This window comes from Paucibacter sp. DJ2R-2 (assembly GCF_025717675.1).
GTDB lineage: Bacteria > Pseudomonadota > Gammaproteobacteria > Burkholderiales > Burkholderiaceae_C > Paucibacter_A.
In genome coordinates, this window is the sequence record NZ_JAJIRT010000001.1 from 564278 (window position 1) to 578251 (window position 13974).

At 65.3% G+C, this 13974-nt stretch carries 17 protein-coding genes; 10 read left to right on the plus strand and 7 right to left on the minus strand.

The window, feature by feature from the left end; translation table 11 throughout:
• Nucleotides 1-140: 140 nt before the first annotated feature.
• A complete protein-coding gene (locus LNV28_RS02510; protein ID WP_263516647.1) occupies nt 141-623 on the minus strand; it encodes a GreA/GreB family elongation factor in 483 nt (160 codons plus the stop codon).
• A 356-nt stretch (nt 624-979) separates the two neighbouring features.
• Here LNV28_RS02510 and LNV28_RS02515 point away from each other — a divergent pair, with 356 nt between their 5' ends.
• Entirely contained in the window at nt 980-1879 is a 900-nt protein-coding gene (locus LNV28_RS02515) for a LysR family transcriptional regulator (RefSeq protein ID WP_263516646.1), read from the plus strand.
• Nucleotides 1880-1919: 40 nt separating this feature from the next.
• Here LNV28_RS02515 and LNV28_RS02520 read toward each other — a convergent pair whose 3' ends face one another.
• Nucleotides 1920-2579, minus strand: a complete 660-nt coding sequence (locus LNV28_RS02520; protein ID WP_263516645.1) for a pyridoxamine 5'-phosphate oxidase family protein — start codon at nt 2577-2579, stop codon at nt 1920-1922.
• A gap of 185 nt (nt 2580-2764) precedes the next feature.
• Nucleotides 2765-3097 (minus strand): thioredoxin family protein, encoded by a 333-nt coding sequence (locus LNV28_RS02525; protein WP_263516644.1) that lies wholly within the window; start codon nt 3095-3097, stop codon nt 2765-2767.
• 260 nt (nt 3098-3357) lie between these two features.
• Here LNV28_RS02525 and LNV28_RS02530 point away from each other — a divergent pair, with 260 nt between their 5' ends.
• The 4 genes from LNV28_RS02530 (at nt 3358) to LNV28_RS02545 (ending at nt 6665) form a co-directional block, all read left to right on the plus strand.
• On the plus strand, nt 3358-4800 hold the full coding sequence (locus LNV28_RS02530; RefSeq protein WP_263516643.1) for a dihydrolipoyl dehydrogenase: 1443 nt from the start codon (nt 3358-3360) through the stop codon (nt 4798-4800).
• Nucleotides 4801-4837: 37 nt separating this feature from the next.
• Nucleotides 4838-5461 carry a glutathione S-transferase family protein gene (locus LNV28_RS02535; protein ID WP_263516642.1) on the plus strand — a complete coding sequence of 208 codons (624 nt, stop codon included), beginning with the start codon at nt 4838-4840 and terminating at the stop codon, nt 5459-5461.
• 8 nt (nt 5462-5469) lie between these two features.
• Nucleotides 5470-6081, plus strand: coding sequence for a glutathione S-transferase family protein (locus tag LNV28_RS02540; RefSeq protein ID WP_263516641.1), 612 nt, complete (start codon nt 5470-5472; stop codon nt 6079-6081).
• 98 nt (nt 6082-6179) lie between these two features.
• Nucleotides 6180-6665, plus strand: a complete 486-nt coding sequence (locus LNV28_RS02545; protein WP_263516640.1) for a nuclear transport factor 2 family protein — start codon at nt 6180-6182, stop codon at nt 6663-6665.
• 111 nt (nt 6666-6776) lie between these two features.
• Here LNV28_RS02545 and LNV28_RS02550 read toward each other — a convergent pair whose 3' ends face one another.
• The gene (locus tag LNV28_RS02550; RefSeq protein ID WP_263516639.1) at nt 6777-7445 is read right to left on the minus strand and encodes a TetR/AcrR family transcriptional regulator; all 669 of its coding nucleotides are present in this window, start codon (nt 7443-7445) and stop codon (nt 6777-6779) included.
• Nucleotides 7446-7586: 141 nt separating this feature from the next.
• On the opposite strand from LNV28_RS02550, the gene LNV28_RS02555 reads away from it, so the two are divergent.
• Entirely contained in the window at nt 7587-8606 is a 1020-nt protein-coding gene (locus LNV28_RS02555; RefSeq protein ID WP_263516638.1) for a zinc-dependent alcohol dehydrogenase family protein, read from the plus strand.
• Between the two features lie 25 nt (nt 8607-8631).
• Here the strand turns inward: LNV28_RS02555 and LNV28_RS02560 are convergent, their stop codons facing one another.
• The 3 genes from LNV28_RS02560 to LNV28_RS02570 are packed head-to-tail and all read right to left on the minus strand — an operon-like array spanning nt 8632 to nt 10892.
• Nucleotides 8632-9567, minus strand: coding sequence for a PDR/VanB family oxidoreductase (locus LNV28_RS02560; protein WP_263516637.1), 936 nt, complete (start codon nt 9565-9567; stop codon nt 8632-8634).
• Nucleotides 9564-10496 (minus strand): pyridoxamine 5'-phosphate oxidase family protein, encoded by a 933-nt coding sequence (locus LNV28_RS02565; protein WP_263516636.1) that lies wholly within the window; start codon nt 10494-10496, stop codon nt 9564-9566. Before LNV28_RS02565 ends, LNV28_RS02560 begins: the two co-directional genes overlap by 4 nt.
• Before the next feature lie 21 nt (nt 10497-10517).
• A complete protein-coding gene (locus LNV28_RS02570; RefSeq protein WP_171827337.1) occupies nt 10518-10892 on the minus strand; it encodes a DsrE family protein in 375 nt (124 codons plus the stop codon).
• Nucleotides 10893-11443: 551 nt separating this feature from the next.
• On the opposite strand from LNV28_RS02570, the gene LNV28_RS02575 reads away from it, so the two are divergent.
• From LNV28_RS02575 to LNV28_RS02590, 4 genes are all read left to right on the plus strand, one after another.
• Nucleotides 11444-11947 (plus strand): YHS domain-containing (seleno)protein, encoded by a 504-nt coding sequence (locus tag LNV28_RS02575; RefSeq protein ID WP_263516635.1) that lies wholly within the window; start codon nt 11444-11446, stop codon nt 11945-11947.
• 75 nt (nt 11948-12022) lie between these two features.
• Complete coding sequence (locus tag LNV28_RS02580; RefSeq protein WP_263516634.1) at nt 12023-12319, plus strand: BufA1 family periplasmic bufferin-type metallophore; 297 nt, start codon at nt 12023-12025, stop codon at nt 12317-12319.
• A 49-nt stretch (nt 12320-12368) separates the two neighbouring features.
• The gene (bufB, locus tag LNV28_RS02585; RefSeq protein WP_263516633.1) at nt 12369-13202 is read left to right on the plus strand and encodes an MNIO family bufferin maturase; all 834 of its coding nucleotides are present in this window, start codon (nt 12369-12371) and stop codon (nt 13200-13202) included.
• Nucleotides 13195-13968 carry an HvfC/BufC family peptide modification chaperone gene (locus LNV28_RS02590; protein WP_263516632.1) on the plus strand — a complete coding sequence of 258 codons (774 nt, stop codon included), beginning with the start codon at nt 13195-13197 and terminating at the stop codon, nt 13966-13968. Before bufB ends, LNV28_RS02590 begins: the two co-directional genes overlap by 8 nt.
• Nucleotides 13969-13974: the final 6 nt, after the last annotated feature.

Here is a 13974-nt window from a genome sequence, read left to right on the forward strand (position 1 = left end):
AGGTCGTGATTGTCCTCTCTGGCTGGGCACATGCCTGGGCGTAACGACACCTTGGCTTCGGCCGAGGCCGCAGACCTGGAGTCGGGCTCAATGATGGGGCGAGTGGTGGCAGTGCCGTTCGGCGTGAACTGGCTTGCGAATCACAGAACCTGCAGCACCTCGAACTGCTGGCGAACCGCAGCAATCTGTATGGACACCTCATCCCCCTCGCATTTGCCGAGCACGGCCCTGGCCAAAGGGGCATCACTGCTGATGACCTGAACGAACTGATCGCCGCTGAGCAACTTCATGCTGCCGCCATCGGGGCCGAGAAAGAGCTGTTGCTGCTGGTCGTCAGCGTTGACCAGGCAAACCAGGGCGCCAAGCTGAATACCTTTGCTGGCGTCGTAGGGGAGCGGGCGGAATTGGCGCCAATGAACCATGGCCTGGCGGATGGCTTCGGCGCGACGGGCCTGGCCGGTGGCCAGATAGGCGGCTTCGAGGCCCAAAGTGTCGTATTTGTTCTCGGCGATGTTCTCTTCGTGAGTCGCCGTTTCGTGGGCTGCTCGGGCTGCCTGTTCGGCTTGCAGCAGGTCTTCGGCGAGCCGTTCCAGCACCTGCTGCTGCAACAAGAATTTATCCATGATGAAAGGGAGACGGCTCGAGCAAGCGGAGGGGCAGGTCTTGATTATGAAGGGCACCACCCCTGAGGCGAGGACCAAGGCGTTCTGTCACCTCGACGTTCGACCGGCTTGGGATGCGGGTCTGTGCCGATCAGTTTCTTCCATCAAGTCGGAGAACGCACCCAAAGCTGCTGCACGGCCGCCAATGGCGGCTTCAATGCCGGGCATGCCGAAAGGAGACATGTTCAAAGCCCGGTTTTGAGCTGACGCCTGTCACTGCAGCCCCTGTGTTCTCAGCGAATGCTTGAACTGTCCTTGAATGGGCCCACGTTTAGAATCGCCGTCAAATTCAGGGCACCGTTGCGCGAGGAGAAATAGTGGACCGATTGCATCTGATCAACGTGTTCGTTTCGGTGGTCGATGCGAATGGATTCGCCGGCGCTGCGCGCAAGCTCAACATCTCCCCGCCCGCCGTGACCCGCGCCATCAGTGAGCTGGAAGCTCATCTGGGCGTGCGCCTGCTGACCCGGACAACCCGCGTGGTGCGTGTGACCGAGGCGGGGGCGCGTTATGTGGAGGACTGCCGTCGCATCCTGGCTGAGTTGGCCGAGGCAGATGAATCGGTGAGCGGCTTGCACGCCTCGCCACGCGGCCGCCTCACGCTGACCGCACCGGCGCTGTTTGGCGCGCTGTTCGTCACCCCGATCGTGACCGAGTATTTGCAGCGTTACCCAGAGGTGACGGCTTCTTGCTGGTTCCTCGACCGGGTGGTGAATATGGTCGACGAGGGCGTGGACATCGGGGTTCGCATCGGGGAACTGCCCGACTCTTCTTTGCAAGCGATCCGGGTGGGACGGGTGCGCCGCGTGATCTGCGCAGCGCCCAGCTATCTGAAGCGCCATGGTGCCCCGCAAACCCCGGACGATTTGACAGCACACACGATCGTGTCAGCCAGCGGCGTCACCCCCACGCCGGAATGGCGTTTGGTGGAAAACGGCGCGCCCAAGCTCGTCAAGCTGCAGCCGCGCATGACCACCACCACGAACGACTCGGCGGTTGCCGCAGCCGTCGCGGGATTCGGGCTGACCCGTCTGATGTCGTATCAGGTGGCCGAGCACGTGCGCGAAGGTCGGCTCCAAGTCGTGCTGAGCGAGTTTGAAACGGCCCCTCTGCCCGTGCATCTGGTGCACCGCGAGGGCCGCCATGCCTCACAAAAGGCGCGCGCTTTCCTGGATCTGGCGATCGAGCGTCTGCGCGCCAGCAAGGCGCTGGACTGAAGACGGCCTCGCGAGTGAGGCGGCGCACGCCGCTGAGGGTTCAGGCCAGAGGCTCGGCTCCGAGATCCTGGTCGGCGCCTGCTGAAGAGGCCGCCTCGCGCAAGCGCTTCAACTCCTCGCGCGCTTGCAGCAGCTCGGCGCGCAGCGGCGCCACCGCCGCATTCACCTCGGCCTCGGTGAAGCGGGGCGTGATGTGCTTGGGGCAGTTCCAGTCGTAGGCTTCGACCGTGATCAGCATGGCGCGCTCCACACGCGCCTCGTACTGCGGCAGGGCCAGCCGAGCCAGCAGGGCCGGGTCTTCATCGGCCGTCACCAGCCTCACGCGCCCCAAGATCTTCAGCCTGCGTTGATGGGCGTAGTCCATCAGGATGATGGAGACGCGGTCATTGCCCTGCAGATTGCCGACGCTGATGTATTGCACATTGCCGCGGAAGTCGGCATAGCCCAGGGTCTTGGCATCCAGCACCTGGAGAAAGCCAGCAGGCCCACCGCGGAACTGCACATAGGGCCAGCCGGTTTCGCCCACCGTGGCTTGATAGAAGCCATCGCGGGCATGAATGAATTCGGCCTCGCGTGCGGTGAACGCATCACGGCGCTCGTCCGTGTGATCCAGGGCTTCGTAGGCGGAGCGGCTGCCCATGCGGGTTTGCATGGCCCTCACCGTGGGTGTGAACGCAAGGTCGGAATAGGCTCGGCTCATGATGATTCCTTTGTGCTTTCAGAGGCTTTGCTCGGGCGGCGTCCGCGGCTGCTACGCCAACAGTCGCGGGCGACTCGGCAGTGTTTGACGGTGGCTTGTTTTGGAAGCGATGCCGGGCCGTGGCGACCCGTGAGCCATCAGGCCCGGCACCGGGTTCTCAATCGGCAAGCGCGTGTTCCAAGCCCTCATGCCAGTGCGCGGTCGACGAAGCGGCCCAAGTCACCCGAAGAGGCCGCACCCAGGCGGCTGGCGAGGACTTCGCCATTGCGCACCAAGAGCAAGGTCGGCACGCTGCGAATGCCCACCTCCCGCGCCAGATCGGGGCAGGCGTCGATGTCGATCTTGAGCACACGCAATGAATCAGCGCGCGACTGGGCGAAAGACTCCAGCACGGGCGCAAGTCCCTGGCACGGCCCGCACCAGGCTGCCGCGAAATCCACCAAGGTGGGGCGATCGTCTTCCAGGGCCAGGACTTCGCGGGCGTGGCTGTCGCTGCGGGCTTCGAGGACTGATTTCATGAGCACTGCATCTGTGTCGTTGGAATGCCTGCATTACACGCGGCCGGCGCCGCAGCTTCAAGCGGGCCTAGCGAATCGGACTATTGCGCGCTGTGTACGGAATCCGCATTGCCGGCTTCCGTGGATCCAATTGTTCCGCCATGCGTAGCAGTGACTTCACGGCCATGAGGGTTCACTTGCGGGCAAGAACTGCGCACAGTGGAGGCCTTGCCGAGCGGCTGGCGCTTGGCTGACACCCTCGCCCTCCGAAGGAATGCTGCATGCGTGAGCACCACGTTGACGTCGCCATCATCGGCAGCGGTACGGCCGGCATGTCCGCCTACCGCGCTGCCTTGGCACATACCCCCCGGGTGCTCACCATCGAAGGCGGCCCCTACGGCACCACCTGCGCCCGTGTGGGCTGTATGCCCAGCAAGCTGCTGATCGCGGCCGCCGAGGCGGCCCACGCCGTGGCCGAGGCCGGGCGCTTTGGCGTGCATATCGACACGCAGGTTCGCATCGATGGCGCCGCCGTGATGGCCCGGGTACGCAGCGAGCGCGATCGCTTTGTGGGCTTCGTCACCGAGGCGGTGCAAGACTGGGCGCCGGAACACCGCCTGCAAGGCTGGGCGCGCTTCACGGCGCCCCAGACGCTGGAAGTGAAAGGCCATGACGGCGAGCTGCATCGGGTGCATGCGGCGCGCATCGTCATCGCCACCGGCTCCGAGCCGAATATCGAGTCGGCCTGGTCGGCAGCGCTGGGTGACCGGCTGATCCGCAACGATGAACTGTTCGATTGGCAGACCCTGCCCAAAGCGGTGCTGGTGCTGGGCACCGGCGTGATCGCGCTGGAGCTGGCCCAGGCCTTGCACCGCTTGGGTGTTCGGGTGCGGGTGCTCGGCCGCAGCCAGCGCGTGGGCCCACTCACCGACCCGGCGCTGCAGGCCTTGGCAGGCGAGCTGTTCAGCAGCGAACTGGCGCTGTCGCTGAACCAAGCCACGCCCCATCTGCGGCGCGAGGGCGACGAAGTCCTGCTGGAACTGGACGGGCGTGTGGAGCGCTTTGACTTCGCCCTGGCTGCCGCCGGGCGCCGTCCGCGGCTGGCGGGCCTGGGGCTGGAGCACAGCGGCCTGCCCCTTCAAGCCGATGGGCGCTCGCCCTTCGATCCCCACACCGGGCAGGTCGACAACAGCCCAGTCTTCATCGCTGGCGATGCCAATGGCGAGCGGGAGCTGCTGCATGAGGCCGCCGACGAAGGCCGTATTGCGGGCGACAACGCCGGCCGCTGGCCCGATGTGCGCGTGCGGCCACGCCGTGCGCCCTTGGCCATCGTGTTCAGCGATCCGCAAATGGCCATCGCCGGGCGCAGCCACGCCGAATTGCAGGCAGCAGGCACGCCGTTTCTCGCCGGCCAGGTGTCCTTTGCCGACCAGGGCCGCAGCCGTGTGATGGGCGTCAACCGCGGCGCGCTGCATGTCTACGCCGAAGTGGGCAGCGGGCGCTTGCTGGGCGCAGAGATGCTGGGGCCACGCGCCGAGCATCTCGCCCATCTGCTCGCCTGGTCGGTGCAGCGCGGTGACACCGTGCAGCAGATGCTGGACAGCCCCTTCTACCACCCTGTCATCGAAGAAGGCCTGCGCACCGCGCTGCGCTTGTTGCAGCGCGACTTGCGCATGGGCCCACCGCCCGTGGAACGCTGCCTGGACTGTGGACCGGGCGCTTGAGTGCCACCCATTGATCACCTCCAAAACACCGTCAACCATGATCGACGTCTACTACGCCCCCACGCCCAATGGCGTGAAGATCCCCATCGCACTCGAAGAGTTGGGCGCTCCCTATCGCCTCGTGCCCGTCAATCTGGGCCGTGAAGAGCAAAAGCAACCGGAGTTCCTGGCGCTCAATCCCAACGGGCGCATCCCGGTCATCGTCGACCCCGATGGGCCCGGCGGCGAGCCGGTGTCGGTGTTCGAATCCGGCGCCATCCTGCTCTACCTGGCCGACAAGTTTGGCGGCTTGATGCCTTCCGATCCAAGGGATCGCATTCGTGCGCTGGAGTACTTGTTTTTCCAGGTCGGCGGCGTCGGCCCCATGTTCGGGCAAGCAGGATGGTTCATGCGCCAGCCCGAGCGCATCACCGTGGGCATCGAGCGTTATCAGGCGGAATCGCGCCGCCTGACTGCCGTGCTGGAGACACGGCTGCAAGAAGCCCACTGGCTGGCCGGCGAGAGCTTTTCGGTTGCCGACATTGCCCACTTCGGCTGGCTGCGCGTGGCCGACTATGCCGGCGTCCGGCTCGAACCCTACCCCGCGGTGCAGGACTGGCTCCAGCGCATCGCAAGTCGGCCCGCTGTTCAGCGAGCTGTCCATCCTGTCCAAGCCGCCTGAGGATGATCATGAAGCTGTTCCACTTTCCCCTGTCCGGCAATGCACACAAGGTGCGCCTCATGCTTTCCCTGTTGGAGCTGCCCCATGAGTCGGAAGTACCCACCGGCGGCGCGCACAAGCAGCCCGAGTTCCTCGCCTTGAACCCCTTCGGCCAAGTGCCGGTGCTGGTGGACGGCGAGGTGGTGGTGCGTGACAGCCAGGCCATCCTGGTTTATCTCGCGGCTCGCTACGGCGGCCCGGCCTGGTGGCCGGCGGACCCGGCCCGCTTGGCTGCCATTCAGGCCTGGCTGTCCACGGCCGCCAATGAGGTGGCGCATGGGCCGGCCCTGCTGCGCATGCACCGCAAGTTCGGCCGTCCCATCGATCTGGAGGCCACCACGCAGCGCAGCCAGGCCTTGCTCAAGCTGCTGGATGCGCAGTTGTGCGATCAGCCCTGGCTGCTGCCGGGCGATCAGCCCAGCATCGCCGACCTGGCCGTCTACCCCTACATCGCGCTCGCACCCGAGGGCGGCCTGGATCTCTCACCTCACCGCCATCTGGTGGCTTGGCTGTCTCGCATACAGGCCCTGCCCGGCCATGTGGACATGCCGGGCCTGTGGCGCCCCAGCCCCAAAGAATGAACAACACCCTTAGCCCCGATCTCACCCGGCGGGACTTGCTTGTGGCTGGCGCCGCAAGCACCGCCGCCGGATTTCTCCACCCCAGCTTTGCGAGCACCATGAGCACAACATCCCCCGACGCCCCGCGCCCCCCTCTGCCTCCGTTCAGCCGTGAGACGGCGATTCAAAAGGTCCGCGCGGCCGAAGACGCATGGAACACGCGCGATGCCAAGCGCGTGACCCAGGCCTACACGGCCAACAGCCGCTGGCGCAACCGGGCCGAAATCTTCCAGGGTCGTGAGGCCATCCTGGCCTTTTTGGAACGCAAATGGGCCAAGGAGCAGGAATACCGCCTGATCAAGGAACTGTGGGCCGTCAGCGAGAACCGCATCGCCGTGCGTTTCGCCTACGAATGGCGCGACGACTCGGGCCAGTGGTACCGCGCCTACGGCAACGAGAACTGGGAATTCGATGCCTTGGGCTATATGGCGGTGCGCCATGCCAGCATCAATGACCTGCCCATCAAGCCCGAAGAGCGCAAGTTCCACTGGCCCCAAGGCCGCCGCCCGGATGATCACCCCTCGCTGAGTGATCTGGGCCTGTGAACCTCCGGGCCTGACTTCAGACGAGCTCTCGCCACAGGGCGTCCCAGCAGGGGCGCCCTTTTTCTTTGGCGGCCGCAACTCGATTGCACGCAAGACTGCGTGCGGCTGGCCCTAGCCGCCACGAACGCCTGTGTTCGCCTCTGCCGGCCAGGCCGCCATGGCCACGTCCACCATGCGCAGCAGGCTGTTGGTGCAGGCGCCGTCGCGCGCCTGAATCGCCAGGCCTTGGATCACCAGCGCAAAGTAACCGGCCAGGGCCGCACAGTCTGTGCCGGCGGCCAACTCACCCTCGGTGCGAGCGCGTTTGAGCCTTTGCTCGATGGCCTGCCTGGCCTGCAGGCGCATGGCTTCGGTCTGTGCGTGCTGGGCTGCGTGGGCGGGCGCCCCCTGCAGGCCGGCGGCCGACACCATGCAGCCGGCGACGTGGCTGGGGTCGGTGTACTGGCGGCAGGCCGCCCGCAAGGCCTGCTCCATGCAAGCACGCGCCGGCAAATCGGACAGCAGAGCGTCGCCGAGAAAAGCGCCATGGCGCTGCGCGTAGAGATCCAGGCATTCGCGATAGAGCGATTCTTTGTTGCCAAAAGCCGCATACAGGCTGGGCGGCGCGATGCCCATCGCACTCGCCAGCGTGGCCGTGGACACGCCCTCGTAGCCATGCCGCCAGAACAGATCCAGCGCCAAGTCCAGGGCTGCGGCGCGATCAAAGCCGCGCGGGCGCCCTGGCAGGCGGCTGCCCTCTGAGTCCTTGGTAGAGGGGGTCGCTGATCTCGGCTTAGGCATGGGTGAATTGTATTGATCCCTACACAAATCACAGCACGGAGATTGCAGGCGCGAGAAATTCAGTCTTTCTCCACGCGTAACACCGCGACCGGCTTTCGAACGCTACTATTTCTGTATCGATCACTACACAACCAGGAAATCATGAATCAGCAATTCCAAATTCGCATCAAGGACGCCAAAGCGCAGCTGCAGGCGCATACCGGCGCAGCCCATCACGAGCCCGCTGCCGGCCAGTTGCTTCTGCAGGTGAGCGCGGCGAGCCTGAACTACCGCGACCTGCTCACCTTGCGGGGCGCTGCCAGCGGGGCGGCACGCGATGGCCTTGTTCCTTTGTCTGATGCCGTCGGGACGGTGGTGGCCGTTGGCGACGGTGTGCAGGGATGGCAGGTGGGCGATCGCGCCAGCCCCAACTTCTTCCCGGCCTGGGTGGATGGCCGCTTCGACCCTGCCCATCTGCAAGAGGCCCTGGGCGGCGGCAACACCGACGGGGTCCTGAGCCAGCAGCTGCTGGTGTCGGCTCAGTCGCTGGTGGCACCCGCTGCGCACCTCAGTGATGAAGAAGCCGCCACCCTGCCCTGTGCCGGCTTGACCGCCTGGCATGCCTTGTTTGAGCGCGGCCACGTCCAGGCCGGCGAGACGGTGCTGGTGCAAGGAACCGGCGGTGTGGCGCTGTTCGGGCTGCAACTGGCCGCTGCTGTGGGTGCACGGGTGATCGTCACGTCCTCTTCGCATGCCAAGCTGGAACGTGCCCGTCAACTGGGCGCCTGGGCCACCATCCATTACGGCGAAACGCCGGACTGGGACCAGCAGGTTCTGAGCTTGACCGAGGGGCTGGGCGCGGACCACATCCTGGAGCTGGGCGGGCCGGACACCTATGACCGCTCCATCCGTGCCGTGGCCCCTGGTGGACGCATCGCACAGATCGGCGTGCTGAGTGGCTTCAATGCTCGCCCCGACATCCAGCCCCTGCAATTCAAGAATGCCCGCATCGACGGCATCTGCGTGGGCTCGGTGGCCCAGCTCCGGCGCCTGAACCAATTCATGGCGCTGCACAACATCCGCCCTGTGATTGACCGCGTGTTTGACTTCGAAGACAGCCCTGCGGCCTACACGCACCTGGCATCCGGGCAGCATTTCGGCAAGCTGGTGATCCGCCTCTGATGGGCTGTCTGCCCCTGCGATCGGGTCAAAGATCCAGGGTCAGGCTTTCGCTGCTGGCCCAGCCCACGCAGGTGCACAAACCCTCTGCGCGCTGCGCGGGGCTCAGGCATACGTCACGGTGCAGCGGGCGGCCCTCCAGCACGCGGCTGTGGCATTGCCCGCACTCACCGCGCTTGCAGTCGTAGGCCACGAAGGCGTCGGCGGCAATCAGGGCATCGAGGATGCTGGTGCCGGGCTGAACCTCGACCGCGATGCCGCTTTGAGCGAGATGCACGCGAATCGGGCGGTCGCCTGGCTGCGATCGGGCGCCAAAGCTCTCGAAGTGCAAGGCGGCGCCCGGCCAGCCCAACTCTGCCGCGCGTTCACGCAGCGCGTTCAGCAGAGGCACCGGCCCGCAGGCGTGCAGGCTGGCGCCGGCGCTGAAAGTGCCCAGCAGCGCCTCCAGCGTCGGTGGGCTCGCACCAATATGCAGATGAAGTTGCGCGTGGGGCAGGGCCCGCAGCTCGTCGAGCAGCACCAAGCGGTCTTCGCTGCGCGCCAAATAGTGCAACTCAAAAGACCGACCCGCAGCATTCAGCGCATGGGCCATGGCATGCATCGGCGTGATGCCGATGCCGCCGGCCACCAGCAGGGTTCGGCCCTGCTCGGCTTGCAGCGGAAAGCTGTCGAAGGGGCCGTCCACATCGAGGGTCTGTCCTGCCGCCAGTTGTTCATGAATCCAGCGCGAACCGCCGCGTGAGGCCGGGTCGAGCAGCACCGCAATGCGGTACTCCTCGGCGGCGCCCTCCGTGCCGATGAGGGAGTAATGACGCTCCAGCCACTGGCCGTCGGAAACCGGCAGTTGCAGCCGCAGATGTGCTCCAGCGGACCAGGATGGCAAGACCTGACCCTGCGGATGACGCAGGCGAATTTCCAGCACGTCCGCGCCGTGACGCTGCAATTGGTGGACGATCAGTTTCATGCGGTGACCTTGGGGTTGAAGGGCGAGGCGTCCAGGAATTCCCAGCTCAGAGCCATGGCTTGCTCGCGCAGCAGCCACTCCTCGATCTCGAACTCCCAGAAACGACCGGTGCCCCCGGTGAGGCCCTGCGGGTCTGCCTGGTCCCAGAGCAGCTGGGCGCGGCCCGTCAGGTGCAGGAGGCGGCCGGTGGCGAAATCGGGCACCACGAGACCACAAGCCGGATCCAGATTGAGATTGCCCAGGGTGTTGAACAGGCTGTTGCCGGCATAGTCGGGCACGCGCAAGCGTCGCGCAGTGAGGAGCTCGATGAAGCCGACCGGCCCGCCACGGTGCGAGGCGTCGAGCGAACCGCCCGGTGCGCCGCTGGCGATGAACAAGGTATCGGCCGCACCGAGCAAGGCAGCGCTGGCCTCATCGAGGTCCTGGCCGCGCCGCACGCTGCTGGGCTCGACGCGCTGGGCGTCTCCGGCGGGTGCATGCGGATGGCGACGCTGGATGTATTTGGGGCAGTTGGGGTAGGCCTCGTCGATCGCGATACGGAGCTGCTGATCGTCGAGCTGCTCGACTCGGCCGTTGACGCGATAGCGGCGCCGGGTCGAGAGCTCGATGAACAAGAGGCCGGCCCGTGAGCCGAGGTCCAGCTCCTGCCAGAAGGGGTCGTCGGCCTGGCGCGGAGCGAGGCTCGTCGAGAGTTCGATGCTGCGGCCCTCGGGGCTGCGCAGAAAGCCGGGCGGCCCGAACAGCAAGGAGGCCCAGAGCTGGCCGCCCTCGTTGCGGGTCGCCGTGGCGACCATGACTTGCTTCTCGATGAAGGGGCGGGCGCCGGCGATCACCGTGTCGGTGATCACGCTGGCATTGCGCACCGCGATCGCGGCTTCTCCGGCGCGCGCCTGCACGGCCCGCTCGCCGTCATGGAATGCATGGGCCATGGTCGTCTCCCAACTGTTGGCTTAGAACGTGAAGACGGTGAAACCGTCTGCCACCAGCTTGCCCAGGCTGGGCAGGCCGGAGGTGCCGGGCACGCTGTTGTCGGTGATCAAGTCAAAGCCGCTCTTCACCGCATCCTCACGCGAGCCGAACACGTCGGCGCAACCGCAGGACACGCCAGCGATCTCGGTTTCCACCGCCTTGAACAGGGCGTGCACGGGGTGGTCGGCCTGGCTGATCACACCGGGCCAGCGGGTGCCTGCGCCTTGGAAGTAGATGGACACGTCCGTGCCGCGCTGCTTGAAGTCATAGGCGGCGGCCAGGCCGTTGAACATGCGACCGAGCGCGTCTTCGCCGCCGTTTTTTGGGTCGGACAAGATGATGATGGCTGCTTTCATGGGGGTTCCTTGGTGGGTTTGATTCAGAGTGATTCAGGTCCTGCGGTGTGCTGCAGGCCTGGGACTGAACTCTAGGGATCGAGCCTCACTTCAGAAATCACTTGCAAGGCAATGGGCTGTTACGGCGCGCGGAAGAATGGCCACGCCGCCGCAGGCCAGCTGGGGCCGCTTCAGCCGCACCGCCACGGCAAGGTGAGAGCTCACAGCGATGGCCACGAATGTGAGGCTGTGCCCCAAGGCGAAGCCCGTTCATCTCAAGCCCCGCGCGAGGCGGCGCTCTGAACGCGCGTTCGGCAAATCGAGACGAATGGGACATGGAACGAGACGCGCAGTCAGCTCAGCAAGCGCTTCGATTCCTAAAGTTCAGTCCATGCAGTCGGGCCAGGACATGTGAACGCAAGAAGCCCTGTCCCAGCTGCTGTGACACCCGAAGTAACGGCGAATTTCATCGTTGCACGCCGAGCAACTTCAGCACTTCAGCTTGCACTCAGGGGTTGGCCTGAGCCAAGTCATTCAGAACCACCAACCGATTCGCCCCAGAAAGGCACATCATGTCCAAGAGCTATTTCCGTGTTTCCCTGATCGCCGTGGCTGCCGCTGCCGCACTGACTGCAGGCCTCGCCCCGTCCGCGGCCTTTGCCTATGACGAAAACTCTGCCGCGGTCGTGAACATCGACAGCAAGGGTATCGGCCTGCGCGGTCATGACCCGGTGGCCTATCACACCGTGAACGCGCCCACCGCGGGCAAGGCTGAGTTCTCGGCCAAGCACAACGGCGTCACCTATCTGTTCGCCAGCGCGGCCAATCGCGATGCTTTCAATGCCAATCCGGGCAAGTACGAGCCGGCTTACGGTGGCTTCTGCGCCATGGGCGTGGCCCTGGAAAAGAAGCTGGATGGCGACCCGGCGGCCTGGAGGCTGGTGGACGGCAAGCTGCACTTGAACGTCAACAAGGACGTTCAAAAGAAGTGGCTGGAAGACGTGCCGGGCAACAACAAGAAGGCCGATGCGAACTGGCCCTCGATCAAGGCCAAGACCCCCAAGTCCCTGGCTTGAATCTGAAGCGGGGGCGCGCTGACTTGAGATCAGTGCGTCCCTCCATCCCTCTCCCTCAATCGACTCCCACACATCATGAGCACACGACGACACGTGATCACGGTCCTGGCTTTGGCGGCGGCTGTGCAGGGCGCCGCCCTGGCGGCTGAGAGCAAGCCGAGCGGCGGCAAGGTGGCCATGGAGAAGTGCTACGGCATCTCACTGGCCGGGCAGAACGACTGCGCCGCCGGCCCTGGCACCAGCTGCGCCGGGACCTCCAAGGTGAACTACCAAGGCAATGCCTGGAAGAAGGTCCCCGTGGGCAGCTGCGTCACCACCAAGACACCCCAGGGCCAGGGATCGCTCACGCCGATCACGCCGATCAAGGCCTGAGTCTGGTGGCTCTTGACGACTCAGTTTCGCAGCAAGAAAGAGTTCTACCGTGCAGACGACTCTCGGGCTGAGCTTCAAGCCTCAGCACTTTCAGCAGGCGATGCAGGCGCAAGCCGAAGGCCTGTGGTTCGAGGTTCATCCCGAGAACTACATGGCCGATGGCGGGCCGCGCCCGCGCATGCTGGCGGCACTGGCCGAACACCATCCGGTGGCTCTGCACGGTGTTTCGCTTTCTTTGGCGGGGCCGGAGCCTTTGGATCTGCAGCATCTGCGTCGTCTGCGACAGCTGATCGACCGGGTGAAACCGGTCCGCTTGTCCGAGCATCTGGCGTGGTCGCGCTTGGGAGCTCGCTATGTGCCTGATTTGCTGCCGGCGCCGCGCACCCGCGCTTTGCTGGAACGGGTCATCGCCCACATCGACCAAGTGCAGCAGGTGACGGGCATGCGCTTGGCACTCGAGAACCCCAGCCATTACTTGAGCCTGGAGGGCCATGAGTTCAGCGAGCCTCATTTCCTGAACGAAGTGGTGCGACGCACGGCCTGTTCCTTGTTGGTGGACGTGAACAACCTCCACGTGAGCGCCGTCAACATCCATCAACGCGCCAGCGATTGGCTGGCGGAAATTGATATTGAGGCCATCAGCGAGATCCATCTCGCAGGGCACAGTGAGGACCCCGAACTCGGCCCCCACTTGCTGATCGATTCCCACGATCGCCCGGTCTCCGAGGAGGTGCTGGCTCTGTATGCCGCTTTGTGCCAACGCATCGGTCCGCGCCCCACGCTGATTGAGTGGGACGGAGCCGTGCCTGATTTCTCCGTGCTCTGGCAAGAGCGAGCGCGGGTGCAGGCAGCCACGCCAGCCTGGAGCTTTGCCCATGACTAGCCCTTCGAGCTTTTACACACAGTTCTTGACCAGCATCGACGGCTGGCATTTGCTGGCCGGAACCGACGTCGAAGTCGGGCTGACCCCAGCGCCAGCGGCCACCGCGGTGTATGCCAACACCGGTTTGCGCGCGGCCATTGAATCCTTGGAGGCCAACTTCCTCAGCGTCGCCAATTGGCTGGGAGGACCCTGGTTCTGGCCGGCGGCGACTGCATTCGCGCGCGCCCACCCGCCTCAAGAAGGCCGCCTGTTTCTGTACGGCGATGGCTTCCCCGAGTTCTTGGCCTCGCTGGAACACGCGCAACTCGCCCGTTACACCAGCGACCTGGCCTCGGTCGACTGGATGTGCATGCGCGCCCATGCGGCAGGCGATCACCTCCCGCTGACCGCGACGCGTTTGGCCACACTTCCACCCGAAGTCTTGCCTGGCTTGCGACTGCAGGTGGCACCGGCGACTCATTGGAAGGTCTCGCCGGCATACGCACTGGTCGAACTCTGGCGCAGCGCGCGCGCTGGGCACACCGAGATCGAAATCAAGCCACAAGAGGCCACCGGCGTGCTGGTGACCCGGCCCGAAGACAGCGTCTGGGTGCACGAGGTTCCGCTGGCCAGCTTGCACCTGCTGGACGCGCTTGCGGCGGGCCAGTGTCTTGGCGATGCCGCCGCTCACGCCAGCAGCCAGGAAGCGCCAGGCCGCCCATTCGACCTGCAAGCCGCGCTGAGCGCATTGCTCGAAAACGGCGCTCTGCTGATGCCGCCAAGCTGAGGGATT

Coding starts and splice junctions, on each gene's coding strand:
- LNV28_RS02570 (WP_171827337.1), bottom strand. CDS start 10,892: ATGAAAGCAGCCATCATCATCTTGTCCGACCCAAAAAACGGCGGCGAA.
- LNV28_RS02590 (WP_263516632.1), top strand. CDS start 13,195: ATGACTAGCCCTTCGAGCTTTTACACACAGTTCTTGACCAGCATCGAC.
- LNV28_RS02575 (WP_263516635.1), top strand. CDS start 11,444: ATGTCCAAGAGCTATTTCCGTGTTTCCCTGATCGCCGTGGCTGCCGCT.
- LNV28_RS02555 (WP_263516638.1), top strand. CDS start 7,587: ATGAATCAGCAATTCCAAATTCGCATCAAGGACGCCAAAGCGCAGCTG.
- LNV28_RS02565 (WP_263516636.1), bottom strand. CDS start 10,496: ATGGCCCATGCATTCCATGACGGCGAGCGGGCCGTGCAGGCGCGCGCC.
- LNV28_RS02520 (WP_263516645.1), bottom strand. CDS start 2,579: ATGAGCCGAGCCTATTCCGACCTTGCGTTCACACCCACGGTGAGGGCC.
- LNV28_RS02530 (WP_263516643.1), top strand. CDS start 3,358: ATGCGTGAGCACCACGTTGACGTCGCCATCATCGGCAGCGGTACGGCC.
- LNV28_RS02535 (WP_263516642.1), top strand. CDS start 4,838: ATGATCGACGTCTACTACGCCCCCACGCCCAATGGCGTGAAGATCCCC.
- LNV28_RS02580 (WP_263516634.1), top strand. CDS start 12,023: ATGAGCACACGACGACACGTGATCACGGTCCTGGCTTTGGCGGCGGCT.
- LNV28_RS02540 (WP_263516641.1), top strand. CDS start 5,470: ATGAAGCTGTTCCACTTTCCCCTGTCCGGCAATGCACACAAGGTGCGC.
- LNV28_RS02525 (WP_263516644.1), bottom strand. CDS start 3,097: ATGAAATCAGTCCTCGAAGCCCGCAGCGACAGCCACGCCCGCGAAGTC.
- LNV28_RS02560 (WP_263516637.1), bottom strand. CDS start 9,567: ATGAAACTGATCGTCCACCAATTGCAGCGTCACGGCGCGGACGTGCTG.
- LNV28_RS02510 (WP_263516647.1), bottom strand. CDS start 623: ATGGATAAATTCTTGTTGCAGCAGCAGGTGCTGGAACGGCTCGCCGAA.
- LNV28_RS02545 (WP_263516640.1), top strand. CDS start 6,180: ATGAGCACAACATCCCCCGACGCCCCGCGCCCCCCTCTGCCTCCGTTC.
- LNV28_RS02550 (WP_263516639.1), bottom strand. CDS start 7,445: ATGCCTAAGCCGAGATCAGCGACCCCCTCTACCAAGGACTCAGAGGGC.